This is a genomic window from Nocardia vinacea NBRC 16497 (assembly GCF_000308835.1).
GTDB lineage: Bacteria > Actinomycetota > Actinomycetes > Mycobacteriales > Mycobacteriaceae > Nocardia > Nocardia vinacea.
In genome coordinates this window covers 24,445-46,493 of sequence record NZ_BAGN01000403.1, presented here as the reverse complement: position 1 = coordinate 46,493, position 22,049 = coordinate 24,445, and the positions used below count along the sequence as shown (strand labels likewise).

The window sequence follows — 22,049 nt, the reverse complement described above, 5'->3', positions numbered from 1 at the left end:
TGCTGCGCGTTTATTCGATCTACTCAGTCGTAGTCCGATATTCCAGCAGGACATCGCCTACGCGCGTGATGTCCTGATCGAGACGGCCGAGGGTGGACCGGCCAGCCATCTGTCCGGGGTGGTCACGGCCACTGTGGCCGCGCGGATTCAGCAGCTTTACACGATCCGCGGATACGAGGATCTGGCTGCTGGCGTTGCTCAGGATTTCCACGCTTCGGGACAAGCTATCTCCGACGCGAATCTGGAATGCCTATCCCGGGCTCTCGACTCGAACCGGATCCATCATGCGGACAGCACTGCTGTCTCGGCGGTCGTAGAGGCGATCCTTGTGCAGATCGAGAATCTGGCGACAAGCGAACGCCAGTCTGAAGCGCTTCGCTCGGCTGCCGCTGCTGCTCACGATAACGGGATCTTTCCTCTGCTGAAGCGAGTGCTCGTCGCAGCCAAAGACCGTCCGCACAGCTTGGGATACCGCGCACTGTTCAACTTCTACCGTGGTCAGATGCCGTTGACCAGGCGCGACGCCGACGTCTATGGACCGCTGCGCGCTCAGTACCTTTCGGAGTTCGCGGGTGTCGAACGTTCCGACCCCGCAGCTCGACATGTCGAGCGTATGGCCCGGTGGGTGCAAAACCACGACGCATCGCCTGGCTCGGCTTTCTCCGGTGACCAGACATTACCCAGTCGGGCGGCTCGGGCAGCCGATGCTGGCGACCTTCATGCCGTCGCGCAGCTATACGCCCGTCTCGTCGAGCAAGCAAATACTCCTGACCAGGCCGCCACGTGCCGTTTGATTTCCGAGATGGCATTGCTGCATTCGGGACAGCTGTACAGTCCGAACGAGTTTCGGCTCAGTATGCTCAGACTGGCCAACGACCATGTGACCACGGCTAAGTCGATGCTGCCGGTCGACAGCCTTTTGGTCGACTATTGTTCGGCGGCCCGGCGGATAGACCGTAGTCATCGCGGCTCCAATATTGCGGCACAGGCCGCGGACTTCGCCGGAGATGTCCGTCTCGGGGTCGCGTTGGATCACCGCTACGCGAACCTGTCTACGGCGACTCGGGCACTAACTGATCTGGCAGCAGTCGACGCCCTGCAGCGCGATCCTGAGGTACTGGACATCGCCGATCTGAAATCCTTCCTTCCGGACGCGTCGATAGTCTGGGTGACCCTGTCGCACGACATCGTGGACGATCCCGATAGCCAGCCCTACGGAAGCTATCTACACGTCACCACGTTGGCGGCTACCTCGACAGAGTGTGAGGTTGAAGAAATCACCCTTTCCTCTGAGCGGATCGATCTGATCGAAGCAGCGATCGGTGTTTCCTCTGAGGACCTCGCAGACGAGCAGCTGACGTGGCTGTCGGAACGGCTGTTCGGACATCTCGAACCCGAAAGTATGGGCGCCGGTGTTTACATCATTCCCGATCAGCCTTCATGGGAACTGTGTTGGCCACGGCTTCTTCCCGAATTCGTTTCCCAGTTCTGTGTCGCTCCCTCGGTCGCCTCGGTCATGCGACTGACTCCGATCACTGCCGCGCCACATCCGAGGATCATCGGCCTGTTCAACGAGAACCTGAACGGTTCGCAATGCGAAATCGAGGCACTCCGTCGCTTGAGTGACGACGGCCGCATCAGCTTTCGCCAGGCTCGCAACTTCGCGGATCTCGGCACGGCTCTGCGGTCGGACACCTACGATTTGCTCGTTGTCAGTGCTCACGGAACTCGTTCCGAAGGTTTCGAGTTCGAGATCGATCTCGGAACCGAAAAGCTTCCTCTCGCAGACTTTCTGACGCTGCCTCTGCCGAATGCGGTCAGTCTCGGCTGCTGCTGGTCGGCTCGATCGCCCGAAGCTTCGCACTCGGTCGTCGCGTCTTTGGCATGCATCCTCGCTGGCGCATCCCTAGTAGTGGGCGGACTCTGGGATCTCGATGATCGGAGTTCGGGCGCACTTCTCGCTGCCGTCTATGAAGCACACGCCCGAGGCACTCCGCTACCAATAGCATTCCGGCGTGCGTTCTTGGCCCAATTTCCGGATGCTCGAAAGCCCGCCGCGGGGATGTGTCTGTTCGGACGCTGGTAGGACCGTATCTTCACTCCGGTGCGACATTCGATTGGTTGGCTACCTCACGGTTGCCCGGCCTGGGAGCCGGTCCCTCGGTGTGCTTGGCAGCTAAACGGGCGCTATAACGGCTGGGAGGCAATGCCTTTCATCGCCAGCGCCGCGCGCAGCTGACTCGGCGATTCGCCGTACGCGGAGAGCTGCCATGCCATGTCGCGGCGGACGTCGTCGAGAACCTCCTCGAAGGTAGTGTCAGATTCGGCGAGTCTGCGTTGGTTGGACCGCCCGCGGGTGCAGCGACACCGCGCGCGGCCACGATCGGGCTCGCCTGGTTGACGGCCAGGGGCGCCGGGTGGACTCACCGAGGTGGCCTGACAGGCCCGGCGCCACGGACCCGCAACTGCTAGGCAACCAGCTCGCCGTCCTCTACAAGGCCGCGGTCGCGCTGTCCACATCCCGCAATGATCTCGCTCCCTGGGCACACGCCCGAGTGGCAGTAGAGACGCTCACTGTCCAACAAATGCATGACGCCACTGGTGGGTTCGCGAAGGCTCGTCAAGTTTGCTGACAAATTGCCATTAGCCTCAAGTGTCCGGCGTGTTGTTTAACGACACGCTGGAGGCTGTTTTGTGGACTATTCTCGGGCCAACTCGACCAACGACACGCAAACGACACGCTTTCGGCGGGAATCGATCGGATTCAACGGGATTTGTTGGGATCCCAATTTTCGCTATCAGTGCAGCTCGCGGGCACTATTGGGAACTGTCGAGAAGTCAGAAACATCGCCTACTCAGAAACGGCAGGTTTCTGGTTCGAGTCCAGATGGGGGAGCCGAAAACGGCCTCTGACCAGCGCATCAACGCGGACGGTTAGGGGCCGTAGTCGTATCCAGACCCGGAAACTCGCCAGAAAGTCTCCCAAAAGTCGTGGCCGGTCCTTCCTTGCACCAGCCACCTGTTGGCCAGCTCCTTCTGGTCCGTTGCTAGACCTCAACGACGATCTTGCCGGCGTGGAGCCCCTTCTCGAGGTGGCGGTGTGCCTCGACAACGTCGTCGAGGGCGAACACCTTGTCGATAACGGGCCGCAGTGCACCGAGGCGTACACCGGCGTTCAGGAAGGCCGCCATGCGATTCACCACGACGGTGTCGAGGGTGTGCTCGAAGCTTCGGTAGCTGAAGATCGTGAGCGACGTGCTTGCCGGGAAGGGGGTGGGCCGAGGGTCCAGGAAGCCTGCGGCGACCAGTGTTCCACCGGGACGGGCCGCCTTCAGGAGGTCCTGTTGGCCGGGGCCCATGACAACGTCGAGGACGATGTCGGCTCCGGTCCCGCCGGTGTAGTGGCGTACGGCTTCGACGACGTCTACATGATCGGTGGCGATGACCGCGGCGGCGCCGGCGGCGATCAGATCATCCTTATTCGCAGTATGCCGAGTGATAGCGATGGGCACGGCGCCGATCTGATTGGCGATCTGCATTGCCGCGCGGCCGACGCCGCCGGACGCGGCGGTGATGAGGACATGGTCGCCGGGCCGCATCCTCGCCTTCTCGACGAGCGCGCCGTAGGCGGTGGAGTACGCGACCCAGATCGCCGCCGCCTCCGTGATTGTGAACCCAGCCGGCCGGGCGAGGATCCGGCTCGCGGGGACTGTGGTGTATTCGGCGTAGCTGCCCCTGACGCTCGCGTCCGGAATGGCCGTGAGGATGACCGGATCGCCGACCATCAGCCCGGTGACCTCGGGGCCCAGCGCATCAACGACGCCGGTTCCTTCGACGCCGAGGCGAGCGTGTGGCAGAGGAATGGTTGCGGGCGAGGTGCCCGACCGCATCATCTGGTCGAGCGGGTTGACGGCGAACGCTTCGATCCTGACCCGTACCTCGCCGGCAGCGGGCTCGACGACTGGTTCCTCGACGATGTGCATGACATCCGGCCCGCCGAACTCGTTGAACACGACCACTCGTGGCATGGTGACTCCTCCGCTTCTGGTGCTGGTTTCGTTACTCGCACAAGACGTTACGAAGTCGTGGGTTACCTCCTGGTACCTTTGATTTTCATGCAGAACGCGGCCGGACCTGCCTTCCTCGCCGACTGCCCCACGCGCCTGGCGGTCGAGATCATCTCCGACAAATGGGCCGTGCTCGTGCTCTTCGGGCTCAGCCATCAGCCTCGCAGGCACGGTGAGCTCGTCGACCTCATCGGCGGCATCTCGCGCAAGGTCCTCACCCAGACGCTGCGCCGACTCCAGCGGTACGGTCTGGTCGAACGTCATGCCGAAGCGCCACGGCGAGTCGAGTACAGCCTCACCGACCTCGGCCGAACCCTCGTCGAGCCGATCGAGGTCCTGACGAACTGGGCGAGGGACTACGGCGGGGCCATCGTCGACTTCCAGGAGGCGGCGGAAGCCGCTACTTCTGCTCGGGCACGCGCGGCGGGTTGATCTTGGTGGGGCGCCCTCGGAGGCGTGTTGTCCTGTTCGGGGCCGGACTCTTTCATGCGCACTCGCCGACCGGGATCGGCTCGGAAACCGTGGCTTTCTCGACCGCCGTTCGGCGCTCGATCAATCCGACTGTCACACCGGCGACGATGATCACGCCGCCGAAGACCTGCCCGAGCCGGACCGTCTCGCCGTTGATGCCCACGGCACCGAGCACACCGAACACCGGTACCAGGTTGAGGATGTTGACCGCGACGCTGGAGGTCATCCGGCGCAGACCGTAGTTGTAGAGAAGGAAGCCGCCGACGGAACATGCCACGGCGAGATAGGCGAGCAGCACTGAGGCCGTGGCGTCCGGTACCCGCCAGTCCCCGAGCTCGAGGAGCGAGGCGAGCAGGAACCCGGCGGCACCCGGCACGGTCTGGTAGTAGGTGAGATTCACCGCGTCCTGCCCGCGTCCTGCGAACTTGCCCAGCACGTTGTACCCGGCCCACACCAGCCCGCCGAGCAGCAGCAGGACATCGCCGAACCAGCGCCCGCTGCCTCCGACTTCCGCCCCGTTGCGCACTACCAGGAAGGCTCCGGCCGTGGCGAGCAGCACGCCGCCGACCCGTAGTAGCGGCATCCCGTCCCGGAAGACCACTAGCTCCACGAGCATGGTCATCAGCGGATAGGTGGCCACGATCAAAGAGGCGTCGGAGGCGGTCGACAGTTCGACGCCGATGTTCTCCAGCACGAAGTAGACCGTGATGCCGAGCACGCCGCTCAGGTAGATCATCCGCCGGTGACGGGCATCCGGCCGTGCGCCCGGGTTGCGGCGCATCCGCACCATGATCCCGAGCAGCACCGCGGCGAGCGTGAAGCGGATGGCCCCGATGGTCAACGGCCCGACGTCTGCCAGCACCTGCTTGGTCACCGCGTACGAACTGCTCCAGAACAGCGCGGCCGCCACGACGGAACAGATCGCCAAGATCCTGGTCCTCCGCTCGTCCACCCCTGATACCCCTTCCCATCCGAACTTCTCCTCGCCGCCCGACCGCATCGTGGAGAAGCGCATCATGAACGGAACTGCCGCGAGAAAGCTAGCAATTAGTCCGGGAACATGACACTATGGCCGAACTAAATTCAGATACTGGTGAGTGAGACGGAACATGGACGAACTAGATTCGGCGCTGCTGCGGCTTCTGCAGCAAGATGGTCGGCGCACCAACCGGGACCTGGCACAGGAGTTGGGCATTGCCCCCTCCACGTGCCTGGAACGGGTGCGCTCCCTCCGTGAGCGCGGTGTGCTGCTCGGATTTCACGCCGAGGTGGACCTCCCCTCGCTCGGCCGGGGGTTGCAGGCGATCATCGCGGTGCGGGTACGGCCGCCGACGCGTGCGATCATCGAGCAGTTCCAAGCCTTCGTGGCGCGGATGCCCGAGGTGATCGGAGTCTTCGTGCTCACGGGCACGGAGGACTTCCTGCTCCATGTGGCGGTTCGCGACACCGACCATCTGCACGCGGTGGTCCTGGACAAGCTGACCGTGCGGCAGGAGCTCGCGGACGTACGCACCTCGGTGGTTTACGGGCACCTGCGGAAGAACGTCATCGAGCCGATTTGAGGCTCGCCCGATCGGTCCCCTTGCTTACCGGCGAGGGGCAGCCCGGCGGCGAGCCGAAAATAAGTCCGAACAATTAACGGACAGCCCGATGCGAATGGAAATTTCGGATGCCGGATCAGCGATGCGGTAGACCGAAAAGTCAAGTCTCGGCGGTCGGCGCGATCTGGCTCTCGGTTGACCGGGTATGCCGCCGTTGACCTGTGTGAACGAGCGCAACGTCGCCGCTCACCTGCTCGCGAAGTCCGAGACGCGAGCATCTGAGGCCGTCGTAATCGCCCGTCTTATTCAGCGTCGCAGGTTACCTAATTCATCGACCGGAATATTCATGCGGATGGAACAGGTGCCATAGACATGCTGCAAACTGTCACCTATGCTCGGAGATACTCCGAAGTCTTCGATATGGCTGTCGGACAGAAATATGCAAGTCCAAAATCTCTTTTCGTATGAAAGGGATATGTCAATGGGCACAAGCAAACACAGGGCTCCCGCCCCGCGTCGACAGAAGATGGTCTCGATTGTCGTGGCGGGAGCGGTTCCACTTGCGCTCGTGCTCGGGGGAACTGCGATCGCGAACGTCGCCGCCACGTCGGCCACAGTGACTCAGTCCGGTTACGCACTGCCCGAGCCGCCTCCGCCGCACGTGCCTTCACCCGATGAGCCTCTGCTCGAGCAGCCTCACCCAGAGCGGCAGAACCCAGAGCAGCAGAACCAGCCCGAGCAGCCGCCCGGCGAGATCCTGCCCGATCAGCCGGCTCAGTGATTCGAGGGCCAGGCGCCATACGTACGTCCGTGTCGGCGCACGGCAGCGTCGCGAAACTCCAAGTCGAGGTTCGCGAGTAGGAAGACGCTTGCCGTTCACTGCTACCGGCCCCCTCGCGGGCACTGATTCGGAGAGACCCCGAGTATCGACTCCTGCTGAGTCGCTGCGTCCATCCCGGCCTCCAGACGGCGGCCGAAGCATTCATTCGGCGGATGCACGTGCGCGAGCGGGATTACCCTCTGCGGACGCTTTGGGGTCCGCAGAGGGTGGGGGTCAGAGGGTGTCGAAGAACTCGAGCTTCGGGGGCGCGGCCAGAAGTGGCGCCATGAGCTTGCCGGCGGCGCGGAAGTGGTCGGAGCGGCCGTGGGCGTCCAAAGCTTCCTTGTCGGAATAGATTTCGAAGAAGCGGTAATTGTTGGGATCGGCCTGGGACCGGACCAGTTGGTAGGCATGATTGCCGGGTTCGTTGGCCCGGACCTGGGTGACCAGGTCGGCGACGACGGCTTCGAACTCGGGGCCGGACCCATCCTTGACGGTCACATCGGCGGTTACTGCGAGCATGGTTCTCCTCATGGGTGAGTGGACTACGAACTGAATGGTTTCATCGATGCTCAGTCGGCGGGCCGGTTGGTGGCGGCCCGGATCAGAGCGGTCGTGAGTCCGAGATTCTCGCGCTGATCGGCGCCGGTCGGACCAATATCGAGATAGCCGAGGAACTGTTCATCGTGCGTGGCCAGCGGCCAGGCCGCGGTGTCGGTGCCACTGAACATGCCCGAATTCGGTGCTCAGGGGCTTATTCTGCCCAGGTGACAGGGGAGCTGGCACGACCATTCCGGCGGCGGATGCTGCCGCTGGTCGTCGGTGTTGTACTGGCGGCGGGTGGGGCCGCCACCCAGCCGTTCAGTTGGCCGGCAACCGTGCTGGTGGTGGTGCCGGTGGTCGTGGTGTCGGTGCTGGCATTCCGCACCAGACCCGAGCAGATTCCATGCACCGCCCGGCTGCGGCGCGGGGTGGTCGTTTGGTCGACGCTGCTGGTCGGCGCATCGGCGTGGGAAGTGTATGCCTTTGTGCAGCAACCGGATTGGACGAGGCCCAACGATCTACACCCGACTTTGTCGACGCTGCTGGATCCGGCACTCGAGCAGTTGCCGCTGCGGTTCGCCGGATGGCTGGTATGGCTGGGTGCAGGCTGGTGGCTGGTTTCGAGATGAGCGATCGGATGATCGTCATCGTCGGGTTCGTGGTGGTGCTGGTGGTCGCGCTCGGCGTGGTCGTGGTTACGCATGTGCGCCGGGATCTGGTGGCGCCCGTGGGGGAAACGATTGCGTACCTCACGCGCAATCGGTTGGTGAGGATTGTCGCTGTGCTCGCGTGGGCATGGCTCGGCTGGCACTTTCTCGTCCGGTAGCGGGAGGTGCTCGTCGAGGTCCGCGGTCGTGAGATCGCCCAGGAGGCAATCGAATACGCCGATGTCCGGGAAAGCTGCGCGGGTCCGCCGGACCGGCCGAGGTCACGGGGTGGCGGGCAGGATCGGGGGCAGGTATTCGAATGTCATTCCGAGCAACCATACGAGAAGCAGAACCACCGGCAGGTGGAACAGGAACTGCAGGAAGGTGAATCCGACGAGGTCGCGCGCCCGCAGTTTGAGGACTGCCAGCAGCGGCAGCATGAAGAACGGGTTGATGAGGTTCGGCAGTGCCTCGGCCACGTTGTAGATCTGGACCGTCCAGCCGAGGTTCATATGCACATCGGTCGATGCCTGCATGACGTAGGGTGCTTCGACCAGCCATTTTCCACCGCCGGACGGGACGAAGACGCCGAGTACCACGGTGTAGAGGGCGATGACGATGGCAAAGCTTCCGCCGCCGCCGATACTCGTGAAGAAGTGCGCGAGGTGTTCGGAGATGGTGAGGCCGCCCCTGCCCTTGGCTTTGGTGAGGATCGCGGCCATGGCGGCGTACAGCGGGAACTGGACGAGAATTCCGGCCGTGGCGGGTACGGCGAGGGAGATGGCCTGCAAGAACTTGCGCGGGGTCCCGTGCAGCACCAAGCCCAGCATGAGGAAGACGAGCAGATAGCCATTCAGGCTGCTGACCACGGTAAGCACCGGTTTGCTGGTGAGCTGGGAGATCAACCAGCCCACCGTCAACACCGCGGCCAGGATCGGCAGGACGCGGCTGTACTCGAGCCATTCCCCGGGACGGGAGCGTGGAGCCACTTCCGCGGGGTGGTCATCCAAATCGACGTCCAGTTCCTGGGCGGTCTTGATCGCTGCGTCCTTCGGTGCGGAGAAGTGCGCGATCAGCACAGTGAGCGCCATGATGATGGCGCACATGAGCAGGGACTGCCACGTGAAGATCGTGTGCCCGAAGTCGAGGACACCGGTGATCTTCAACAGGGCCGGAGGCAACGAGGTGGCCGTGGCCTGCAGTTGCGCGGCCGAGGAGGATATTCCCAGTGCCCACACCGCGCCCAACCCCATGAACGCCGCGGCGCCCAGCGCCCGATAGTCCACGCGTAGATCGGCCCGACGGGCGATCGCGCGGGCCAGCAGACCGCCGAAAACCAGGCTGAGTCCCCAGTTCAGAAACGATATCGACATCGAGAGGAACGCAACGAAACTCACTGCGCTGCTGGCGGTTTGCGGCAAGGTGGCCAGCCGGTCGATGAGCCGGGCGACGGGTGGGGAGGTGGCGATGACGTATCCGGTGAGCACCACCATCGCCATCTGCAGGGTGAAAGCGGTCAGATCCCAAAAACCGTCGCCGAACGCGTTCGCGACTGTTCGCGGTGACGAGCCGTTGGCCAGTGCGGCGACGGCCACGATGAATACGCCCGCCAGCGCGACGACGTAAGCGTCCGGGAACCACTTCTCCGTCCACCTGGCGAGCGACTGCGCAACCCGCGCAAGACCCTTCTCAGAGCTGGTTGCTTCAACCTTGTCGGGGCTGGCTTCTGTATTTGCGGACGTCATCCCGTCGTTCCTCATCTTTCTCTCCGCACAAGGCTGCCCGATGCATGTGACGCACCACACAAGGCTCGCTTGGCGAGTATCGATGCCCCGTTTGTGTCCAGGCAAGAGGGAAAGTTGCAGGTACGGTCTGCAAAAATGCAGAAACACCGGGTACTGCCCACCATCAGCCGAGCTCAGCGAGCTTGCGCCGCAGCACCGTTCGCTCGCGTTTGTTACCGCACAGCTCTGCCGCGCGCTCCAGTTCGGTCCGCGCCTCATCGGTGCGTCCCAGGCGGGTGAGCAGCTCACCGCGAACGCTCGACAGCAGATGCGAATTCGACAGCGCCCCAGCCGCCGCCAACCTGTCCACGATCGGCAGCGCCGCAGCCGGTCCCTGGGCCATGGAGACTGCCACCGCCCGGTTGAGATCGACCACCGGCGACGGTGCCAGTCTGCCGAGCGCCTCGTAGATGAGCACGATGCGCTCCCAGTTCGTCGTCTCGACCGAGGCTGCGACGGCATGACATTCGGCGATCGCCGCTTGCAAGCCGTAGGCCCCGAGGCCACGGCCGACCTGCTCCGCGCGGGCCAGGGCGGCCCGGCCCCGGCGGATCGCGGCACGGTCCCAGCGGCGACGGTCCTGCTGCTCCAATAGGACCGGCTCGCCGTCCGGTCCGGTACGGGCCGGAAAGCGCGCGGCGGTCAGTTCGAGCAGCGCGAGCAGGCCGTAGACCTCGGGCTCGTTCGGCACCAACCGGGCGAGCACCCGCGCGAGACGCTGTGCTTCGCCCGCCAGCTCGGATCGGATCAGCTCGTCACCGGAGCTGGCCGTGGACCCTTCGGTGAAGATCAGATAGATCACGCTGAGCACCGAGCCGAGGCGCTCGGCCCGCTCTTGGGTCGACGGCACGTCGAACGGCACCCGCGCCGCCGCCAAGGTCTTTTTCGCTCGGGTGATCCTGGCCTGCACGGTGGCGGTCGGCACGAGGCATGCCTTGGCGATCTCATCGCTGGTCAGACCGCCGATCACCCGAAGGGTCAGCGCCAGCCTCGCCTCCCGTGACAGCACAGGGTGGCAGGAGATGAACATCAACGCGAGCACGTCGTCATCGATCCGATCCGGATCCCAGAGCATGTCCTCGGCCTCGCGAGTGGGTTCGCGCCCGGAGGCCACACCGCCCTCGCCCAGATCACGGGCGAGGGCGGCATATCTCTCATCGAGGGCGGAGCGCCGACGGAACGCGTCGATCGCGCGACGCCGACCGACGGTGAGCAACCACCCCGCCGGATTGCGGGGCGCGCCGTCCCGCGGCCACGTCACCAGGGCCTCGGCCAGCGCCTCCTGGGCGAGGTCCTCGGCCAGCGCGAAATCGCCCGTATACCGCGCGAGTGCACCGACGATCCGTGCCGACTCGATCCGCCAGATGGCGGCGACGGCCGCGCGGTCGGCGTGCTCAGCCATTCGATCCGCTCAGAGCTGACCGGTCGCTTCCCGCCACTTCCGCTCCTTCTGGATCCACTCGTTGTCCTGCGGGAACTCATCGATCGTGGTGACCCGACGGATCTCGGTCTTGAAGCCGGGACCGGTGATCGGCGACCGCTTGGCCCACTCCACGGCCTCCTCCTTCGATGCCACGTTGAGAATGTAGAACCCGCCGAACAGCTCCTTGGTCTCGCCGTACGGTCCGTCGGTGACCACGGGCGTCTCGGACGAATAATCGACGACCACGCCATCGGCGGCATCGTCGAGCCCCTCTGCGGCAACCAGCACACCCGCCCGGATCATCTCCTCGTTGTACCGACCGACGGTCTCGAGCATCTTGTCGAAGTCGAAATTCTCCATCCCCGCGTAGGCCTCGTCGGTGGCGCGCCAGATCAGCATGTACTTCATGGTTCTGTCTCCTCGAGTATCCGGGTCCCTCTCGGACCCTCTCACTCTCGAGTCGAACGGGGAATGTCGAAGATCGACGCGCCGCCGAAAAAATCTTCCCAGGACCAGAATTCAACGGTAGGTCCGTTCTCGGACAACAGCGCCAACCGGTCGGTGGCCGACACCCGTAGCGGCACGCGGATGCGGTTGCATCGTTTATGCATCAATATGAATCTACAGTGAGGGCATGGCCGCTTCCATCGTGTTGTTCACCCGGGATCTGCGTATCCACGACAACCCGGCACTGACCGCCGCATGCCGCGAAGCCGATTCGGTGGTGCCGCTGTTCGTATTGGATGTCGACATCCTGGCCAGGGTGCGCAACGCGCCTAATCGGATGCGGTTCCTGGCCGCGGCGCTGCGTGAGCTCGACGAGCAGTTGCGGGCACGGGGTGGCAGGCTGATCATCCGCCGCGGCCGGGTAGTCGATGAGGTCGAGCGGGTTGCGATCGATGTCGATGCGCGGAGTCTGCATCTCGCCACGGACGTCACCCGCTACAGCCGTGGTCGGGAGCACGCGCTGCGGGAGCGGCTTTCGCGCATCGGTTGCGGCGTGCAGAGTCACGCGGCCTCGATCACCGCCGTGGATCCGGGTGCGATTCGGCCCGATACCGGGCGCGGTCATTACGCGATTTTCACGCCGTACTTCCGCCGGTGGCTCGATACGCCGATACGGCGACCGCTCGCTGCGCCCGGCACGGTCACGGTGCCGCGAATAGCCGGTGAGCCGATACCGGACTCCGCCGACATCGGTGCCGGCTCACCCGAACTAGTGGTGGGCGGCGAGACGACAGGCCGGAAAGTGTTGGAGCACTGGCTGTCCGGGCCGGTGCGCCGCTACGCCGAGGACAAGGATGTGCCCGCCGCCGATGGCACTTCGGGACTATCACCCTTCTTGCATTTCGGCTGTTTGTCCGCGGCCGAGGTGGTGACATGCACCGATACGGCTGATCCGGGCGGATATGCTTTTGTGCGGCAACTGGCCTGGCGCGACTTCTATCACCAGGTGCTTGCCGACCGGTGCGATGTGGCCGTGTCCGACTACAGGGCACCGCTCGAACCTTGGCGTTCGGATCCCCCGGCCGAGGCGGCCTGGCAGACCGGGCGCACCGGATACCCGATGGTCGACGCCGGGATGCGACAGCTGCTCACCCAGGGGTGGATGCCGGGACGTGCCCGGTTGATCGCCGCGAGTTTCCTGGTCAAGACGTTGCGTGTGGATTGGCGGGCCGGGGCCGAACATTTCGAACAATGGCTGGTCGATGCCGATATCGCGAACAACCGGCTGAATTGGCAGTGGATGGCGGGTACGGGCACCGACACCCGCTCCAGTCGTGTGCTCAACCCGCTGCGCCAAGCTGAGCGGTTCGATCCCGACGGTGACTATGTGCGCCGCTGGCTGCCCGAGCTGGCGATGTTGCCCGGCGTGGAGATCCATCGACCGTGGCGGGCGGGTATCCGTGCTGCCGACTACCCGCCGCCGATCGTCGAATTCAACGGAATGTGAGCATGTTTCAGCGCGCTATTACCTGGGGCGCTCGGACCCGGACGCACCGCGTGCTGCGCGCCCGGCTAGACCGGAGTCCGGCCCAGCCGTTCGACAGTCTCGGCCAGGCTGCCGATCCGAATGACCGTATCGGGCAGGATCGCATGGTCCCAGCCGGGTCCCCCGAGGTATATCCGGGCACCGGCGTTGATGCACGCGAGTACCGCCGAGGTCAGAGCCGTCGCCGCTTGCTGGGACCAGAGCATGACGGCTGCGGGGACGGTGATTCTGGTGAGCGTGTCGTGCAGCGCGGCGGTGGGTACGTCCGGGCCGAGCAGCTGCGCACCCGTGCCACGCTCTGCCAGCGCTGCGCGCGCCACCTCCAATGGCAGGGAATGGGACTCGCCGCTGGTGCAGGCGAGGATCGTCGGCACCGGATCACGGGTGCGGGTCGGCGGTACGGTCCGGTGCAAAGTCGCGATGATGCACCAGGACAGCAGATGCTCGACATCCACGCACCCCTCGCCGTCGAGCTGGCGGGCGACGATTTCGGCAAAAGCGGGGCGGCACAGGTGATCCCACGTGTCGACGACCCCGTAGGTGCGCACATGCTTGTCCAGCAGTTCGCACACCATCGGCGTGTCGAGGGCGAACGCGGCGGACAGCAGGGCTTGCCGGTCGCCGAAGGCCAGCGCGGGTCCGCGCGCCGTGGCGGCCGCGCCGGCCGGTGTCGCGCCCGCACGAATGAGATCGAGCATCCGGGTCAGCACTCCGATATCGGCTTCGGTGTACAACCTGTGCCGCCCGGGACGCTCCGGCTGTGGCCCGATTCCGTACCGGCGATTCCAGCTACGCAGCGTCGCAGTCGGGATCCCGAGCCGCTCGGCCGCCGTGCGGACCGAATAACCGGCCTGGTCCCGAGCGGGCATCGAACGGTGCGGCATGACGTGATTCTGCCTGCCGTCAGCGGTGAAACAGGCGTCGGATGCGGCTACCGGGGGTGTCCCGAGGTAGGGGAGTAGCGGATTCGGTGGCCGCCTCAACTGCGGTCGCCTGCGCGAATCGCACGTGCAGTTGTTCGCGGACCTGGTCCGGAGTGTAGGCGCGGCGGCGGCGCTCAGCGCGTACGACCACAACACCGGTTGCGACCACGCCGGCCGCACCTGCCAATCCCACTGCCTTCCACCACCTCATACCGCATAGGCTACTTCCATGACGGGGACGAGCATCAGTCTCGATCGGGCGCTCGAGCTCACCAGAACTGGCGATATCTGGTTGTTCCGTGGGCATTCGGCGGCCGATCGTGCGATTCGGATGACGACGAACAGTCCGGTGAACCATGTGGGAATGTCGGTCGTGCTCGATGATCTGCCCGCGTTGATCTGGCATGCGGAACTGGGCCGATCACTGCCCGACATGTGGTCGGGTGTCGCGCGCCGCGGCGTCCAGTTACACAATCTGCGCGACGCCGTATCGGTGTGGGCACACCGCTACGGTCAGCAGGCCTGGTTGCGCCAATTGAACCGTCCGGCAACCAAAGAGATGGAAGACAGCTTGCTGCGCACCATCGCCCGATTCGATGGAACCCCCTTTCCTTCCACTGCCGGTCTCGCCGGACGCTGGCTGCGCGGCCGAGCACGCCTCCCACGACGCCGGACGCGCCGAACGGTCGTCCAGGAGTTGGAGACCGCGTATTGCGCGGAGATCGTGGCCGCGACCTATCAGTCGATGGGGCTGTTGTCGCAGGACCGAAGCCCGAATTGGTATGACCCCGGGCGGTTTTGGAGCGGCGACGGGCTGCAGTTGAGTGGCGGCTATGAACTGGGTGGCGAAATCGCGGTGCAAACACCCGCCGACTCCTGACCGCGGCCGATGAAGTGATGCAGTTCAGGAAGCGCGGAGACCGTCGAGCACGAACCGCAGGGATCGCCGCCATGCCGATTCGCCGGCGTTGTCGCCGAGAAGCGACAGCGCCCAGACAAGCTTCACCACGTCGTCGTCGGTGACGTCGGCGCGTAGTGTCCCGTCGCGGCGAGCGCGGTTGAGCACCGTCGACAGATGTGTCATTCCCCGCGCGCATGCCTGGGCAAGTTGTGCGGCGGCGGGGTGATCGCCGGTGAATGCTTCGAGCAGTCCGCGGTCGGCGGCGAGTCGGGTCAGCAGGTTTTCGACGAAACCGGTGAGTGCGGCCCAGGAATCCTGTTCAGTCGCAGCCTGTTCGGCGAGTTCGTCCACGGCGGCAAGGCGGGGTGGCAGCAGTGCGTCGATGAGGGCGTCGCGGGTCGGGAAGTGGTTGTAGAGCGTGCCGATACTGACTCCGGCCCGCCGTGCGATCTCCTCCAGCGACCCGGACAGTCCTTGTTCGGTGAACACGCCGGCGGCTTCCTGCAGCAACCGGTCGCGGTTGCGGGCCGCGTCGCGGCGCATCGGTCGAGTCACGACGACCATCATACAAACTTGAGGACCCCCTCACTCTAGTGTTAGCCTCGTTGAAAGTGAGGCACCCCTCAATATTGGAGGTAGAGATGACGAACAGCGCACGCACAGCCGTGATCGTCGGTGTCGGGCCGGGATTGGGCATGTCGATGGCCAGTCGGTGGGGGCGGGAAGGATTCCGGGTCGCGCTGGTCTCTCGCAGCGACGCCCGGCACGGTGCTTATCTGGCTGATCTCGCCGCACAGGGCATCGACGCCACCGCCCACACAGCCGATGTCACCGATCCGGATCGACTGACCGAGGTTCTGGATGCGATCAGCGCCAGCGGAAATGTCGAGTTCGTCTATTACGGTCCCGGCCCGACGCAGCTGCCGGTTCCGATCGCGGAGATCGACGTCGCGATCGCGCGATCGGCATTCGACTGGGTGTGGCCCGCGGTGCACGTCGTCGGCGCCGTGCTGCCCGGCATGCTCGAACGCCGTACCGGCGGGCTGGTTTTCGCGGGCGGGTTGTCCAGTGTGCGTCCCATGCCGATGCTGGGCCAACTGGCTTTGGCCGCCGCAGCGCTACGCAACTACGCGCTCACCCTCAACGCTGCACTGGCCGACCGGGGTATCTACGCCGGAACGCTCACCATCGGCGGCTTGGTCGAACGCGGCGACATCCACGCCATGGTCACCGCTGACCCAGCGAAATACGGTGCTGCAGAAGGACATACGCTCGACCCGGACCGAATCGCCGACACCGGATGGCGCATGTACGAGACGCGGGATCGCGCAGAGGTTGTCTTCGACGCGCTCGGCCGGTAAACCCGCCCCATTGCGAAGTCATATGCGGTCGATGCCGTGGGTGGTGCGATCCCCACCCATGGGTCGGCTTTCCGCGGTTGAACCAGTGACTGTTGGGTGCTGACACACCGGCCTCATTGGACTCGCGTGGCAATGCCCGGATAGTCGAGGATCAGGCCGTGCTGGTCGTAGGTCAGGCGGCAGGCGAATTCGAATGCGGGGGCCGTGACCGCGTGCGGCGGTTTCGATCTGCAGTCGGCGGCACGGCTGTCTGCTACGGGTTTGCGACCGGGCTCAGGCAGCTGGCCGGTGGGTCGACGAGCACGCAGATCGACGGGCCGCGGGTGGGGCGGTAGTCGGCGGGGAGACCGCCCGCGGCAATGATCTGGGTGTAGGTGCCGACGCCATCGGTGGGGCGGCGGGTGAGGGTCGGGTCGGTGCGCACGTCGACGGTGTAGAGGCCGAATCGTGGTGTGTAGCTGCCCCATTCGTAATTGTCGGTGAGGCTCCAGTAGTTGTAGCCGATGACGTTCATGCCGTCGGCCTTGGCGCGCTGGATCCAGTAGACGGTGTCGCGAAGGTGATCGCTGCGGGTGTAGCCGTCACCGCGGGGAATGCCGTTTTCGGTGGGCATGCCGTTCTCGACGATGTACAGCGGCTTGCCCGGAAGACGGCGCGAATAGTATTGCAGCGCATAGTAGATGCCCTCGGTGCGCACCGGCAGTTCCCAGATGCGCTGGCCGGGCAGCTGCGGCATCGCCGACCCGATGGCCCTGGTGATCGAACTCAGCAGCGACTGCACCGGATCGTAGGCGAAGTAGTAATCGACGCCCACGTAGTCGAGCCGGTTGGCTACGCGATCGACGAACTCGCCGTTGACCTGCGCCTCCGAGCCGGCCACATAGCCGACATTGCTGGTCACCTGGGCGCCGGGCTGGACCTGGTGGATGTAGTCGTATATGGCGTTGTGGGCCTGCGCGAGGCGGTCGAGCATTTCGGGCCCGCTCGCCGCGCCCCGGCCGGTCTCGTGCACGATGTAGGCGACCGGCTCGTTCACGGTGACCCACAATGGATTTCGGGATGCGTAGCGGTCGACGACCGTGCGCATATTGGCCAGCCAATCCTCGACCATGCCCGGATTGCGCCAGCCGCCACGGTCGGCCGCCCAGCCGGGATAGACCCAGTGGTCAAGGGTGATCATCGGTCGCATCCCGGCAGCCACGATCTTCGCGATCACCGCGTCGTAGAAACCGAACGCGCCGGCATCCCAACTGCCCGGAGCGGGCTGTACGCGAGCCCATTCGATCCCGATCCGGAACACCTTCACGCCCAGCTCGGCCGCCAAATCGATGTCGGAGGCGTATCGGTCGTAGAAGTCGACCGAATCGCGCAGTTCGTCGGCACCGGAGTTCGCGATATAACGCGTCCAATTGCTATCGGGCGCATGGCCTTCGGACTGGAATCCGGAGGCCGCGACACCCCAGAGGAAATCCGAATCCAGTACCGGTAGCGCGTTCGACCGGATCGGCGGGACGGCCGAGGAGTTCGTGCACAGCAGCATTGTCGACGCGGCGGCGGCGAGCGCGGCCAGGACGTACCGACGGAACCGGGATCGCATCGATTCAGGGTAACTCGATCGCCGCTGGCGATGGACGAATCAAGAATGCTGGGCAGATCTGGCGCAGCCCAGCGGTGCTTTGGCGATCCCACATTCGTATCAGCGTCTGTCCCGATCAGTCCCAGCGCCGAAAACGGCCAATCGGCTTCGCGCTTGATGTGGGTGACGATCGAAGTGCTTCGCGCGCAGGCCATTTCAGCATCATCGATGGTGGTGGCACGGGTGGGCACACTTTCCCGGCGTTGACGTCTGTCAACACCCTGCGCGATCAGCTGACAGTCCAAGGTTCATGATCTGTGACGGCGGTGCACCTCACCGCGGCGCAGAGCCGACCTACAGCTCCGGCAACCGCTGACGCAGCAGGCAGAACTCGTTGCCCTCCGGATCCTGCAGCACGTGCCAGGGCTCCTCACCGGTCTGCTGGACGTCGGCCGGCCGCGCACCGAGCGACAGGAGCCGCTCCAGTTCGGCGTCCTGGTCGCGGTCGACCGGGTTCACGTCGAAGTGCAGCCGGAGCTTCGCGGTCTTCGGCTCGTCGACCCGGCTGAACACCAGCGTCGGAGCGGCCCCGCCGAATCCGGACGGCGGCCCGATCTCGATGCCGTCATCCGGCTCCTCCCTGCCCAACTCGACGTAGTCCAGCACGGCGCACCAGAATCGGGAAAGGGCAACGGGGTCGGTGCATTGGACGACCAGTTCAGACAGGCGGCTGCTCATACGCTCAGACCCTAGACCGGTTGCAGGCGGTCTACATGGTGCGTCATGGCATCACGGGCCTCGGCGGCCTTACCAGCGGGCAGTGTCGAGACGATCGCGCAGTGGTCAATCTTACTGGCAGTCAACCTGATTCGCCCGATCATGCGCTCGTCATCAGCGCGCCGGGTGCAGACAGCGCGGCGTCGATCTCGCGTTTCGTCGGCGCGGCCGACGAGGAAGTGATTCCGCGTAGAGTCCGGTTGAGGGCATCGTCGAGCGCGGATCAGGCGTTGGGGCAGAAGTCGAGATGGGGGGCTCCGATCGAAACATCGCTCGCCAGTGCGGGGCAGGCCGAGGGCGGACAGGACACCGCCACGGCGCCGGGTTTCACGGTCCTGACGGGGACAGTCGTTGGTGTCGCGTTTCTCTTGTGCGTCCACCTCGACCGGGCTCCGTTCGTTGGGAACATGACCGGTCCCGATCGACTTGTCGTCCTGGTGATCGGCGGGATTCTGCTGGGGGCTTCCCTGCTGGGGTGGTCGATCAAGACGCTGTATCTGCTCGGTCGAGAGCGCCGGTGGTCCTGGAAAGTCGCCGCGGTGCCGGTGGTTGTGATGGCGGGGTTGGTGGCCGGGTTGATCTTTCGGCCTGCGAGCTTCGGTGCCGCACGTCCGGAAATGGAGGAAGTCGCGGTCGGGATGCTGCGCGCGGATGGGCCGAATACCCGTCGAGGGCTGAGTCTCGGTGGGCTCGATATCAGTTCGGTTCATCGCGAGTCCGACGGGCGCGTCTACTTCTATGACGCCGACGGCTTCGTGGGTTCCACTGTCCGCGGCTGGGTCTACTCGCCCGGCACCGAGCCGGTGGGGAGTGGCGCACGCCGGTTCGAAAGGCTGTCCGGAGATTGGTATTCGTTCGTCTTCGATATCGACTGAGGCCGCGGGTGGCTCGACTCGACGGGCTGATTCCAACCGCGGCCGAAGCGATCAGGAATCGAGAAGCGCTGGTCGCCGGTTAGAAAATAGCGTTAGTGCCATGAACATCACCATTAACCAAGCCGCCATCGAATCCGTCATCCTCGAGGTGCCCGACGCTGCGGCCGCAGCGGCCTTCTACACCGCCGCGTTCGGTCTCGGCGACAAAGTGCGCCTTCGCACTTCGGATGCGCCGACGTCCGGCTTCCGTGGCTTCATCCTGTCGCTCGTGGTGTCGCAGCCGAGTACCGTCGACAGTCTTATCGGCACCGCTGTCGACGCAGGCGCGACGATACTGAAGCCCGCCAAGAAGAGCTTCTGGGGTTACGGCGGCGTCGTCCAGGCGCCGGACGGGGCGATCTGGAAGATCGCGACGTCGTCGAAGAAGGACACCGGTCCGGCCACCCGCGAGATCGACGATTTCGTGCTCCTGCTCGGGGTCGACGACGTCAAGGCGACCAAGCAGTTCTACGTCGATCACGGCCTGGCCGTTGCGAAGAGCTTCGGTAGCAAGTACGTCGAGTTCGAAACCCCGGCGTCCTCGATCAAGCTGGCGCTCTACGGGCGCCGTGCCGCCGCCAAGGATGCTGGTGTGCCGCAGGAGGGAACCGGGTCGCATCGGATCGTCATCGGGGGCAGTGCTGGAGCCTTCACCGATCCGGACGGGTTCGCGTGGGAACCTCACTTGGCGTCCCAGTAGCAGTCCACCACCGCGGTCGTGAACGGGAACCGCACCGGTGTCGGCCCGAAGGCGATCCGGCCTGCGGTCTCGGCCGCGGTCGCGATCACTTCGGCGACCGCCGTGGCTTCCTCGGCCGGACAGTGCACGATTACCTCGTCGTGCTGGAAGAAGACAAGCTCGGCTCGGAGCCCGGCGTGCGTCATCGCATGACGCACGCCCGCCAGTACCAGCAGGGCCCAATCGGCGGCGCTGCCCTGCACCACGAAGTTACGGGTGAAGCGGCCGCGAGCGCGTGTCGCGGAGGTGCTGCCATACCCGTCCGCCTCGGGCGATGCGACGGAGGCCGGCGGACAGGTGCGCCCGAGCCAAGTGCGTACCAGGCGGCCTTCTTCACCGGCGCGAGCCGCGTCGTCGACATACGCCACCGCGGCCGGATAACGTCGGCGGAGTTCGGCCATGTGGGTGAGGGCATCGCCGGAGGTCTGGCCGTAGATGGCGCCCAGTAGGGCGATTTTGGCCTGGGCGCGGTCGCCGCCGAACACACCGGCGTATAGATCTTCGCCGCGACCGGCCACCTCCATCAATCCCGGGTCGCGGGAGATCGCGGCAAGGACTCGCGGCTCCATTTGGTCGGCGTCGGCGACCACCAGGCGCCAGCCCGGGTCCGCGCGTATCGCTTGACGGATCACTTTGGGGATCTGCAGAGCGCCGCCGCCGTTGGTGGTCCAGCGGCCGGAAACCGTACCGCCGGGCAGGTATTCGGGACGGAAGCGGCCGCCGTGCACCCACTGCTCGAGCCAGGACCAGCCGTGGGCGGTGTACAAGCGGTACAGCGATTTGTAGGCGAGTAATGGAGCCACGGCGGGATGGTCGAGCTGCTGGAGTTCCCATTTTCGGGTGGAGGACAACGAGATCCCGACGCGGGCGAAGGCTCTGATGATGTCGTTGGGCAGGTCTGGCCGGACCCGCACACCTTCCCCGAAGGCCCGCGACACTTCGTCGGCCAGCTCCGCCATCCGGCGCGGCTCCAGGCCGCCGGGAAAGCGCTCACCCAGCAGCTTGTCCAGCAGCTCGCGGTGGACGTCGGCCCGCCAGGGGATCCCGGATCGGGACATCTCCGTGGCAACCAACATGGCCGCCGATTCGGCAGCAACGAGCAGCCGCATACGTTCTGGATGTTCGGTCTTCGCCGTACGAGACAGCTGACCCGCGTAGACCTCCAATAGGGCCTCGAACTCATCCGTGCCGGGTGGCAGAGGTACCGGGCCGGATTCGAACAGCGACGGCTGGGTCTCGGCGGCACGCGCGGGCGCGTCCGGTGGGATGGGCAGGTTGTGTAGTCGCGCCCAGGCCGCCGCCAGCGAGCGGGGCTGACCCGATTGACCCTCCTCATGGCCGATGAGCAGCGCCTCCGCGGCCTGCACGTCGTAGCACCGCTCGACCCGCACGCCCGCCGCCAGCAACGGTCGGTAGATCTCGGCCGTGGACCGCCAAACCCACCGCTCGACCTCGGGCCGTGCGCGCACCGCCTCGGCGAGCGAACGCTCACGCACCACTGGTCCGGCGGGCCGACCATCCTGATCGAGCGGACACAGAGTCGCACCTCCGTCGCCCGCTTCCGCCACC

23 protein-coding genes and 1 pseudogene are annotated in these 22,049 nt (G+C 65.1%); 11 read left to right on the top strand and 13 right to left on the bottom strand.

Annotated elements, in window-relative coordinates; translation table 11 throughout:
• A partial coding sequence (locus ON44_RS38170) for a CHAT domain-containing protein (RefSeq protein ID WP_040699553.1) occupies positions 1-2,086 on the top strand: 2,086 nt, incomplete at its 5' end.
• A 361-nt stretch (positions 2,087-2,447) separates the two neighbouring features.
• A pseudogene (locus ON44_RS53100) lies at positions 2,448-2,633 on the top strand (hypothetical protein); the annotation flags it as partial.
• Positions 2,634-3,047: 414 nt separating this feature from the next.
• Here ON44_RS53100 and ON44_RS38165 read toward each other — a convergent pair.
• On the bottom strand, positions 3,048-4,028 hold the full coding sequence (locus tag ON44_RS38165; RefSeq protein WP_040699552.1) for a zinc-dependent alcohol dehydrogenase family protein: 981 nt from the start codon (positions 4,026-4,028) through the stop codon (positions 3,048-3,050).
• 87 nt (positions 4,029-4,115) lie between these two features.
• On the opposite strand from ON44_RS38165, the gene ON44_RS38160 reads away from it, so the two are divergent.
• Positions 4,116-4,499: a winged helix-turn-helix transcriptional regulator gene (locus ON44_RS38160; RefSeq protein ID WP_040699563.1), complete on the top strand. Its 384-nt coding sequence runs from the start codon at positions 4,116-4,118 to the stop codon at positions 4,497-4,499.
• A gap of 52 nt (positions 4,500-4,551) precedes the next feature.
• On the opposite strand, the gene ON44_RS38155 is transcribed toward ON44_RS38160, so the two are convergent.
• Positions 4,552-5,466, bottom strand: coding sequence for a DMT family transporter (locus ON44_RS38155; RefSeq protein ID WP_218007740.1), 915 nt, complete (start codon positions 5,464-5,466; stop codon positions 4,552-4,554).
• 181 nt (positions 5,467-5,647) lie between these two features.
• Between ON44_RS38155 and ON44_RS38150 the strand changes: the two genes are divergently transcribed.
• On the top strand, positions 5,648-6,100 hold the full coding sequence (locus ON44_RS38150) for an Lrp/AsnC family transcriptional regulator (RefSeq protein WP_040699548.1): 453 nt from the start codon (positions 5,648-5,650) through the stop codon (positions 6,098-6,100).
• A gap of 1,033 nt (positions 6,101-7,133) precedes the next feature.
• Here the strand turns inward: ON44_RS38150 and ON44_RS38140 are convergent.
• Positions 7,134-7,421: a putative quinol monooxygenase gene (locus tag ON44_RS38140; RefSeq protein ID WP_040699562.1), complete on the bottom strand. Its 288-nt coding sequence runs from the start codon at positions 7,419-7,421 to the stop codon at positions 7,134-7,136.
• Between the two features lie 50 nt (positions 7,422-7,471).
• Positions 7,472-7,630 (bottom strand): hypothetical protein, encoded by a 159-nt coding sequence (locus tag ON44_RS51005; RefSeq protein WP_157187515.1) that lies wholly within the window; start codon positions 7,628-7,630, stop codon positions 7,472-7,474.
• 36 nt (positions 7,631-7,666) lie between these two features.
• On the opposite strand from ON44_RS51005, the gene ON44_RS38135 reads away from it, so the two are divergent.
• Both ON44_RS38135 and ON44_RS38130 read left to right on the top strand, forming a co-directional pair.
• Positions 7,667-8,071 (top strand): hypothetical protein, encoded by a 405-nt coding sequence (locus ON44_RS38135; RefSeq protein ID WP_157187514.1) that lies wholly within the window; start codon positions 7,667-7,669, stop codon positions 8,069-8,071.
• A gap of 8 nt (positions 8,072-8,079) precedes the next feature.
• Positions 8,080-8,268, top strand: coding sequence for a DUF6186 family protein (locus ON44_RS38130; RefSeq protein ID WP_157187513.1), 189 nt, complete (start codon positions 8,080-8,082; stop codon positions 8,266-8,268).
• 102 nt (positions 8,269-8,370) lie between these two features.
• Here ON44_RS38130 and ON44_RS38125 read toward each other — a convergent pair whose 3' ends face one another.
• The 3 genes from ON44_RS38125 to ON44_RS38115 form a co-directional block, all read right to left on the bottom strand.
• Positions 8,371-9,834 carry a short-chain fatty acid transporter gene (locus tag ON44_RS38125; RefSeq protein WP_040699538.1) on the bottom strand — a complete coding sequence of 488 codons (1,464 nt, stop codon included), beginning with the start codon at positions 9,832-9,834 and terminating at the stop codon, positions 8,371-8,373.
• Positions 9,835-9,997: 163 nt separating this feature from the next.
• On the bottom strand, positions 9,998-11,275 hold the full coding sequence (locus ON44_RS38120; RefSeq protein WP_040699536.1) for an RNA polymerase sigma factor: 1,278 nt from the start codon (positions 11,273-11,275) through the stop codon (positions 9,998-10,000).
• Between the two features lie 9 nt (positions 11,276-11,284).
• Positions 11,285-11,704 (bottom strand): YciI family protein, encoded by a 420-nt coding sequence (locus ON44_RS38115; protein WP_040699535.1) that lies wholly within the window; start codon positions 11,702-11,704, stop codon positions 11,285-11,287.
• 226 nt (positions 11,705-11,930) lie between these two features.
• On the opposite strand from ON44_RS38115, the gene ON44_RS38110 reads away from it, so the two are divergent.
• Positions 11,931-13,250 (top strand): cryptochrome/photolyase family protein, encoded by a 1,320-nt coding sequence (locus tag ON44_RS38110; RefSeq protein ID WP_040699534.1) that lies wholly within the window; start codon positions 11,931-11,933, stop codon positions 13,248-13,250.
• Between the two features lie 65 nt (positions 13,251-13,315).
• Here the strand turns inward: ON44_RS38110 and ON44_RS38105 are convergent, their stop codons facing one another.
• Together ON44_RS38105 and ON44_RS49055 are read right to left on the bottom strand one after the other, a co-directional pair.
• Positions 13,316-14,173 (bottom strand): MerR family transcriptional regulator, encoded by an 858-nt coding sequence (locus ON44_RS38105; RefSeq protein ID WP_040699533.1) that lies wholly within the window; start codon positions 14,171-14,173, stop codon positions 13,316-13,318.
• Positions 14,174-14,192: 19 nt separating this feature from the next.
• The gene (locus ON44_RS49055) at positions 14,193-14,423 is read right to left on the bottom strand and encodes a hypothetical protein (protein WP_083898404.1); all 231 of its coding nucleotides are present in this window, start codon (positions 14,421-14,423) and stop codon (positions 14,193-14,195) included.
• 18 nt (positions 14,424-14,441) lie between these two features.
• On the opposite strand from ON44_RS49055, the gene ON44_RS38100 reads away from it, so the two are divergent.
• On the top strand, positions 14,442-15,092 hold the full coding sequence (locus ON44_RS38100; protein WP_040699532.1) for a hypothetical protein: 651 nt from the start codon (positions 14,442-14,444) through the stop codon (positions 15,090-15,092).
• A gap of 24 nt (positions 15,093-15,116) precedes the next feature.
• Here ON44_RS38100 and ON44_RS38095 read toward each other — a convergent pair whose 3' ends face one another.
• Positions 15,117-15,668 (bottom strand): TetR/AcrR family transcriptional regulator, encoded by a 552-nt coding sequence (locus ON44_RS38095; protein ID WP_051182954.1) that lies wholly within the window; start codon positions 15,666-15,668, stop codon positions 15,117-15,119.
• Positions 15,669-15,754: 86 nt separating this feature from the next.
• Between ON44_RS38095 and ON44_RS38090 the strand changes: the two genes are divergently transcribed.
• Positions 15,755-16,474 (top strand): SDR family NAD(P)-dependent oxidoreductase, encoded by a 720-nt coding sequence (locus ON44_RS38090; RefSeq protein ID WP_040699531.1) that lies wholly within the window; start codon positions 15,755-15,757, stop codon positions 16,472-16,474.
• 253 nt (positions 16,475-16,727) lie between these two features.
• Here the strand turns inward: ON44_RS38090 and ON44_RS38085 are convergent, their stop codons facing one another.
• Together ON44_RS38085 and ON44_RS38080 are read right to left on the bottom strand one after the other, a co-directional pair.
• Positions 16,728-18,071 carry a family 1 glycosylhydrolase gene (locus ON44_RS38085; protein ID WP_040699530.1) on the bottom strand — a complete coding sequence of 448 codons (1,344 nt, stop codon included), beginning with the start codon at positions 18,069-18,071 and terminating at the stop codon, positions 16,728-16,730.
• Positions 18,072-18,404: 333 nt separating this feature from the next.
• Positions 18,405-18,788 (bottom strand): VOC family protein, encoded by a 384-nt coding sequence (locus ON44_RS38080; protein ID WP_040699529.1) that lies wholly within the window; start codon positions 18,786-18,788, stop codon positions 18,405-18,407.
• A 446-nt stretch (positions 18,789-19,234) separates the two neighbouring features.
• Between ON44_RS38080 and ON44_RS51000 the strand changes: the two genes are divergently transcribed.
• Positions 19,235-19,702, top strand: a complete 468-nt coding sequence (locus tag ON44_RS51000) for a hypothetical protein (RefSeq protein WP_157187512.1) — start codon at positions 19,235-19,237, stop codon at positions 19,700-19,702.
• A 100-nt stretch (positions 19,703-19,802) separates the two neighbouring features.
• Positions 19,803-20,441, top strand: coding sequence for a VOC family protein (locus ON44_RS38070; protein WP_040699528.1), 639 nt, complete (start codon positions 19,803-19,805; stop codon positions 20,439-20,441).
• Here the strand turns inward: ON44_RS38070 and ON44_RS38065 are convergent.
• A complete protein-coding gene (locus ON44_RS38065; protein WP_245567504.1) occupies positions 20,423-22,048 on the bottom strand; it encodes a bifunctional 3'-5' exonuclease/DNA polymerase in 1,626 nt (541 codons plus the stop codon). The two genes, ON44_RS38070 and ON44_RS38065, sit on opposite strands and share 19 nt — an antisense overlap.
• Position 22,049 lies beyond the last annotated feature (1 nt).

Bases quoted from the DNA above. Each gene is read 5' to 3' on its own strand.
- ON44_RS38105 (WP_040699533.1), bottom strand. From the start codon at position 14,173: ATGCCGCACCGTTCGATGCCCGCTCGGGACCAGGCCGGTTATTCGGTC.
- ON44_RS38150 (WP_040699548.1), top strand. From the start codon at position 5,648: ATGGACGAACTAGATTCGGCGCTGCTGCGGCTTCTGCAGCAAGATGGT.
- ON44_RS38125 (WP_040699538.1), bottom strand. From the start codon at position 9,834: ATGACGTCCGCAAATACAGAAGCCAGCCCCGACAAGGTTGAAGCAACC.
- ON44_RS38080 (WP_040699529.1), bottom strand. From the start codon at position 18,788: ATGAGCAGCCGCCTGTCTGAACTGGTCGTCCAATGCACCGACCCCGTT.
- ON44_RS38160 (WP_040699563.1), top strand. From the start codon at position 4,116: ATGCAGAACGCGGCCGGACCTGCCTTCCTCGCCGACTGCCCCACGCGC.
- ON44_RS38085 (WP_040699530.1), bottom strand. From the start codon at position 18,071: ATGCGATCCCGGTTCCGTCGGTACGTCCTGGCCGCGCTCGCCGCCGCC.
- ON44_RS38100 (WP_040699532.1), top strand. From the start codon at position 14,442: ATGACGGGGACGAGCATCAGTCTCGATCGGGCGCTCGAGCTCACCAGA.
- ON44_RS51000 (WP_157187512.1), top strand. From the start codon at position 19,235: ATGACCGGTCCCGATCGACTTGTCGTCCTGGTGATCGGCGGGATTCTG.
- ON44_RS38120 (WP_040699536.1), bottom strand. From the start codon at position 11,275: ATGGCTGAGCACGCCGACCGCGCGGCCGTCGCCGCCATCTGGCGGATC.
- ON44_RS49055 (WP_083898404.1), bottom strand. From the start codon at position 14,423: ATGAGGTGGTGGAAGGCAGTGGGATTGGCAGGTGCGGCCGGCGTGGTC.
- ON44_RS38090 (WP_040699531.1), top strand. From the start codon at position 15,755: ATGACGAACAGCGCACGCACAGCCGTGATCGTCGGTGTCGGGCCGGGA.
- ON44_RS38070 (WP_040699528.1), top strand. From the start codon at position 19,803: ATGAACATCACCATTAACCAAGCCGCCATCGAATCCGTCATCCTCGAG.
- ON44_RS38110 (WP_040699534.1), top strand. From the start codon at position 11,931: ATGGCCGCTTCCATCGTGTTGTTCACCCGGGATCTGCGTATCCACGAC.
- ON44_RS38130 (WP_157187513.1), top strand. From the start codon at position 8,080: ATGATCGTCATCGTCGGGTTCGTGGTGGTGCTGGTGGTCGCGCTCGGC.
- ON44_RS38140 (WP_040699562.1), bottom strand. From the start codon at position 7,421: ATGCTCGCAGTAACCGCCGATGTGACCGTCAAGGATGGGTCCGGCCCC.
- ON44_RS51005 (WP_157187515.1), bottom strand. From the start codon at position 7,630: ATGTTCAGTGGCACCGACACCGCGGCCTGGCCGCTGGCCACGCACGAT.
- ON44_RS38165 (WP_040699552.1), bottom strand. From the start codon at position 4,028: ATGCCACGAGTGGTCGTGTTCAACGAGTTCGGCGGGCCGGATGTCATG.
- ON44_RS38115 (WP_040699535.1), bottom strand. From the start codon at position 11,704: ATGAAGTACATGCTGATCTGGCGCGCCACCGACGAGGCCTACGCGGGG.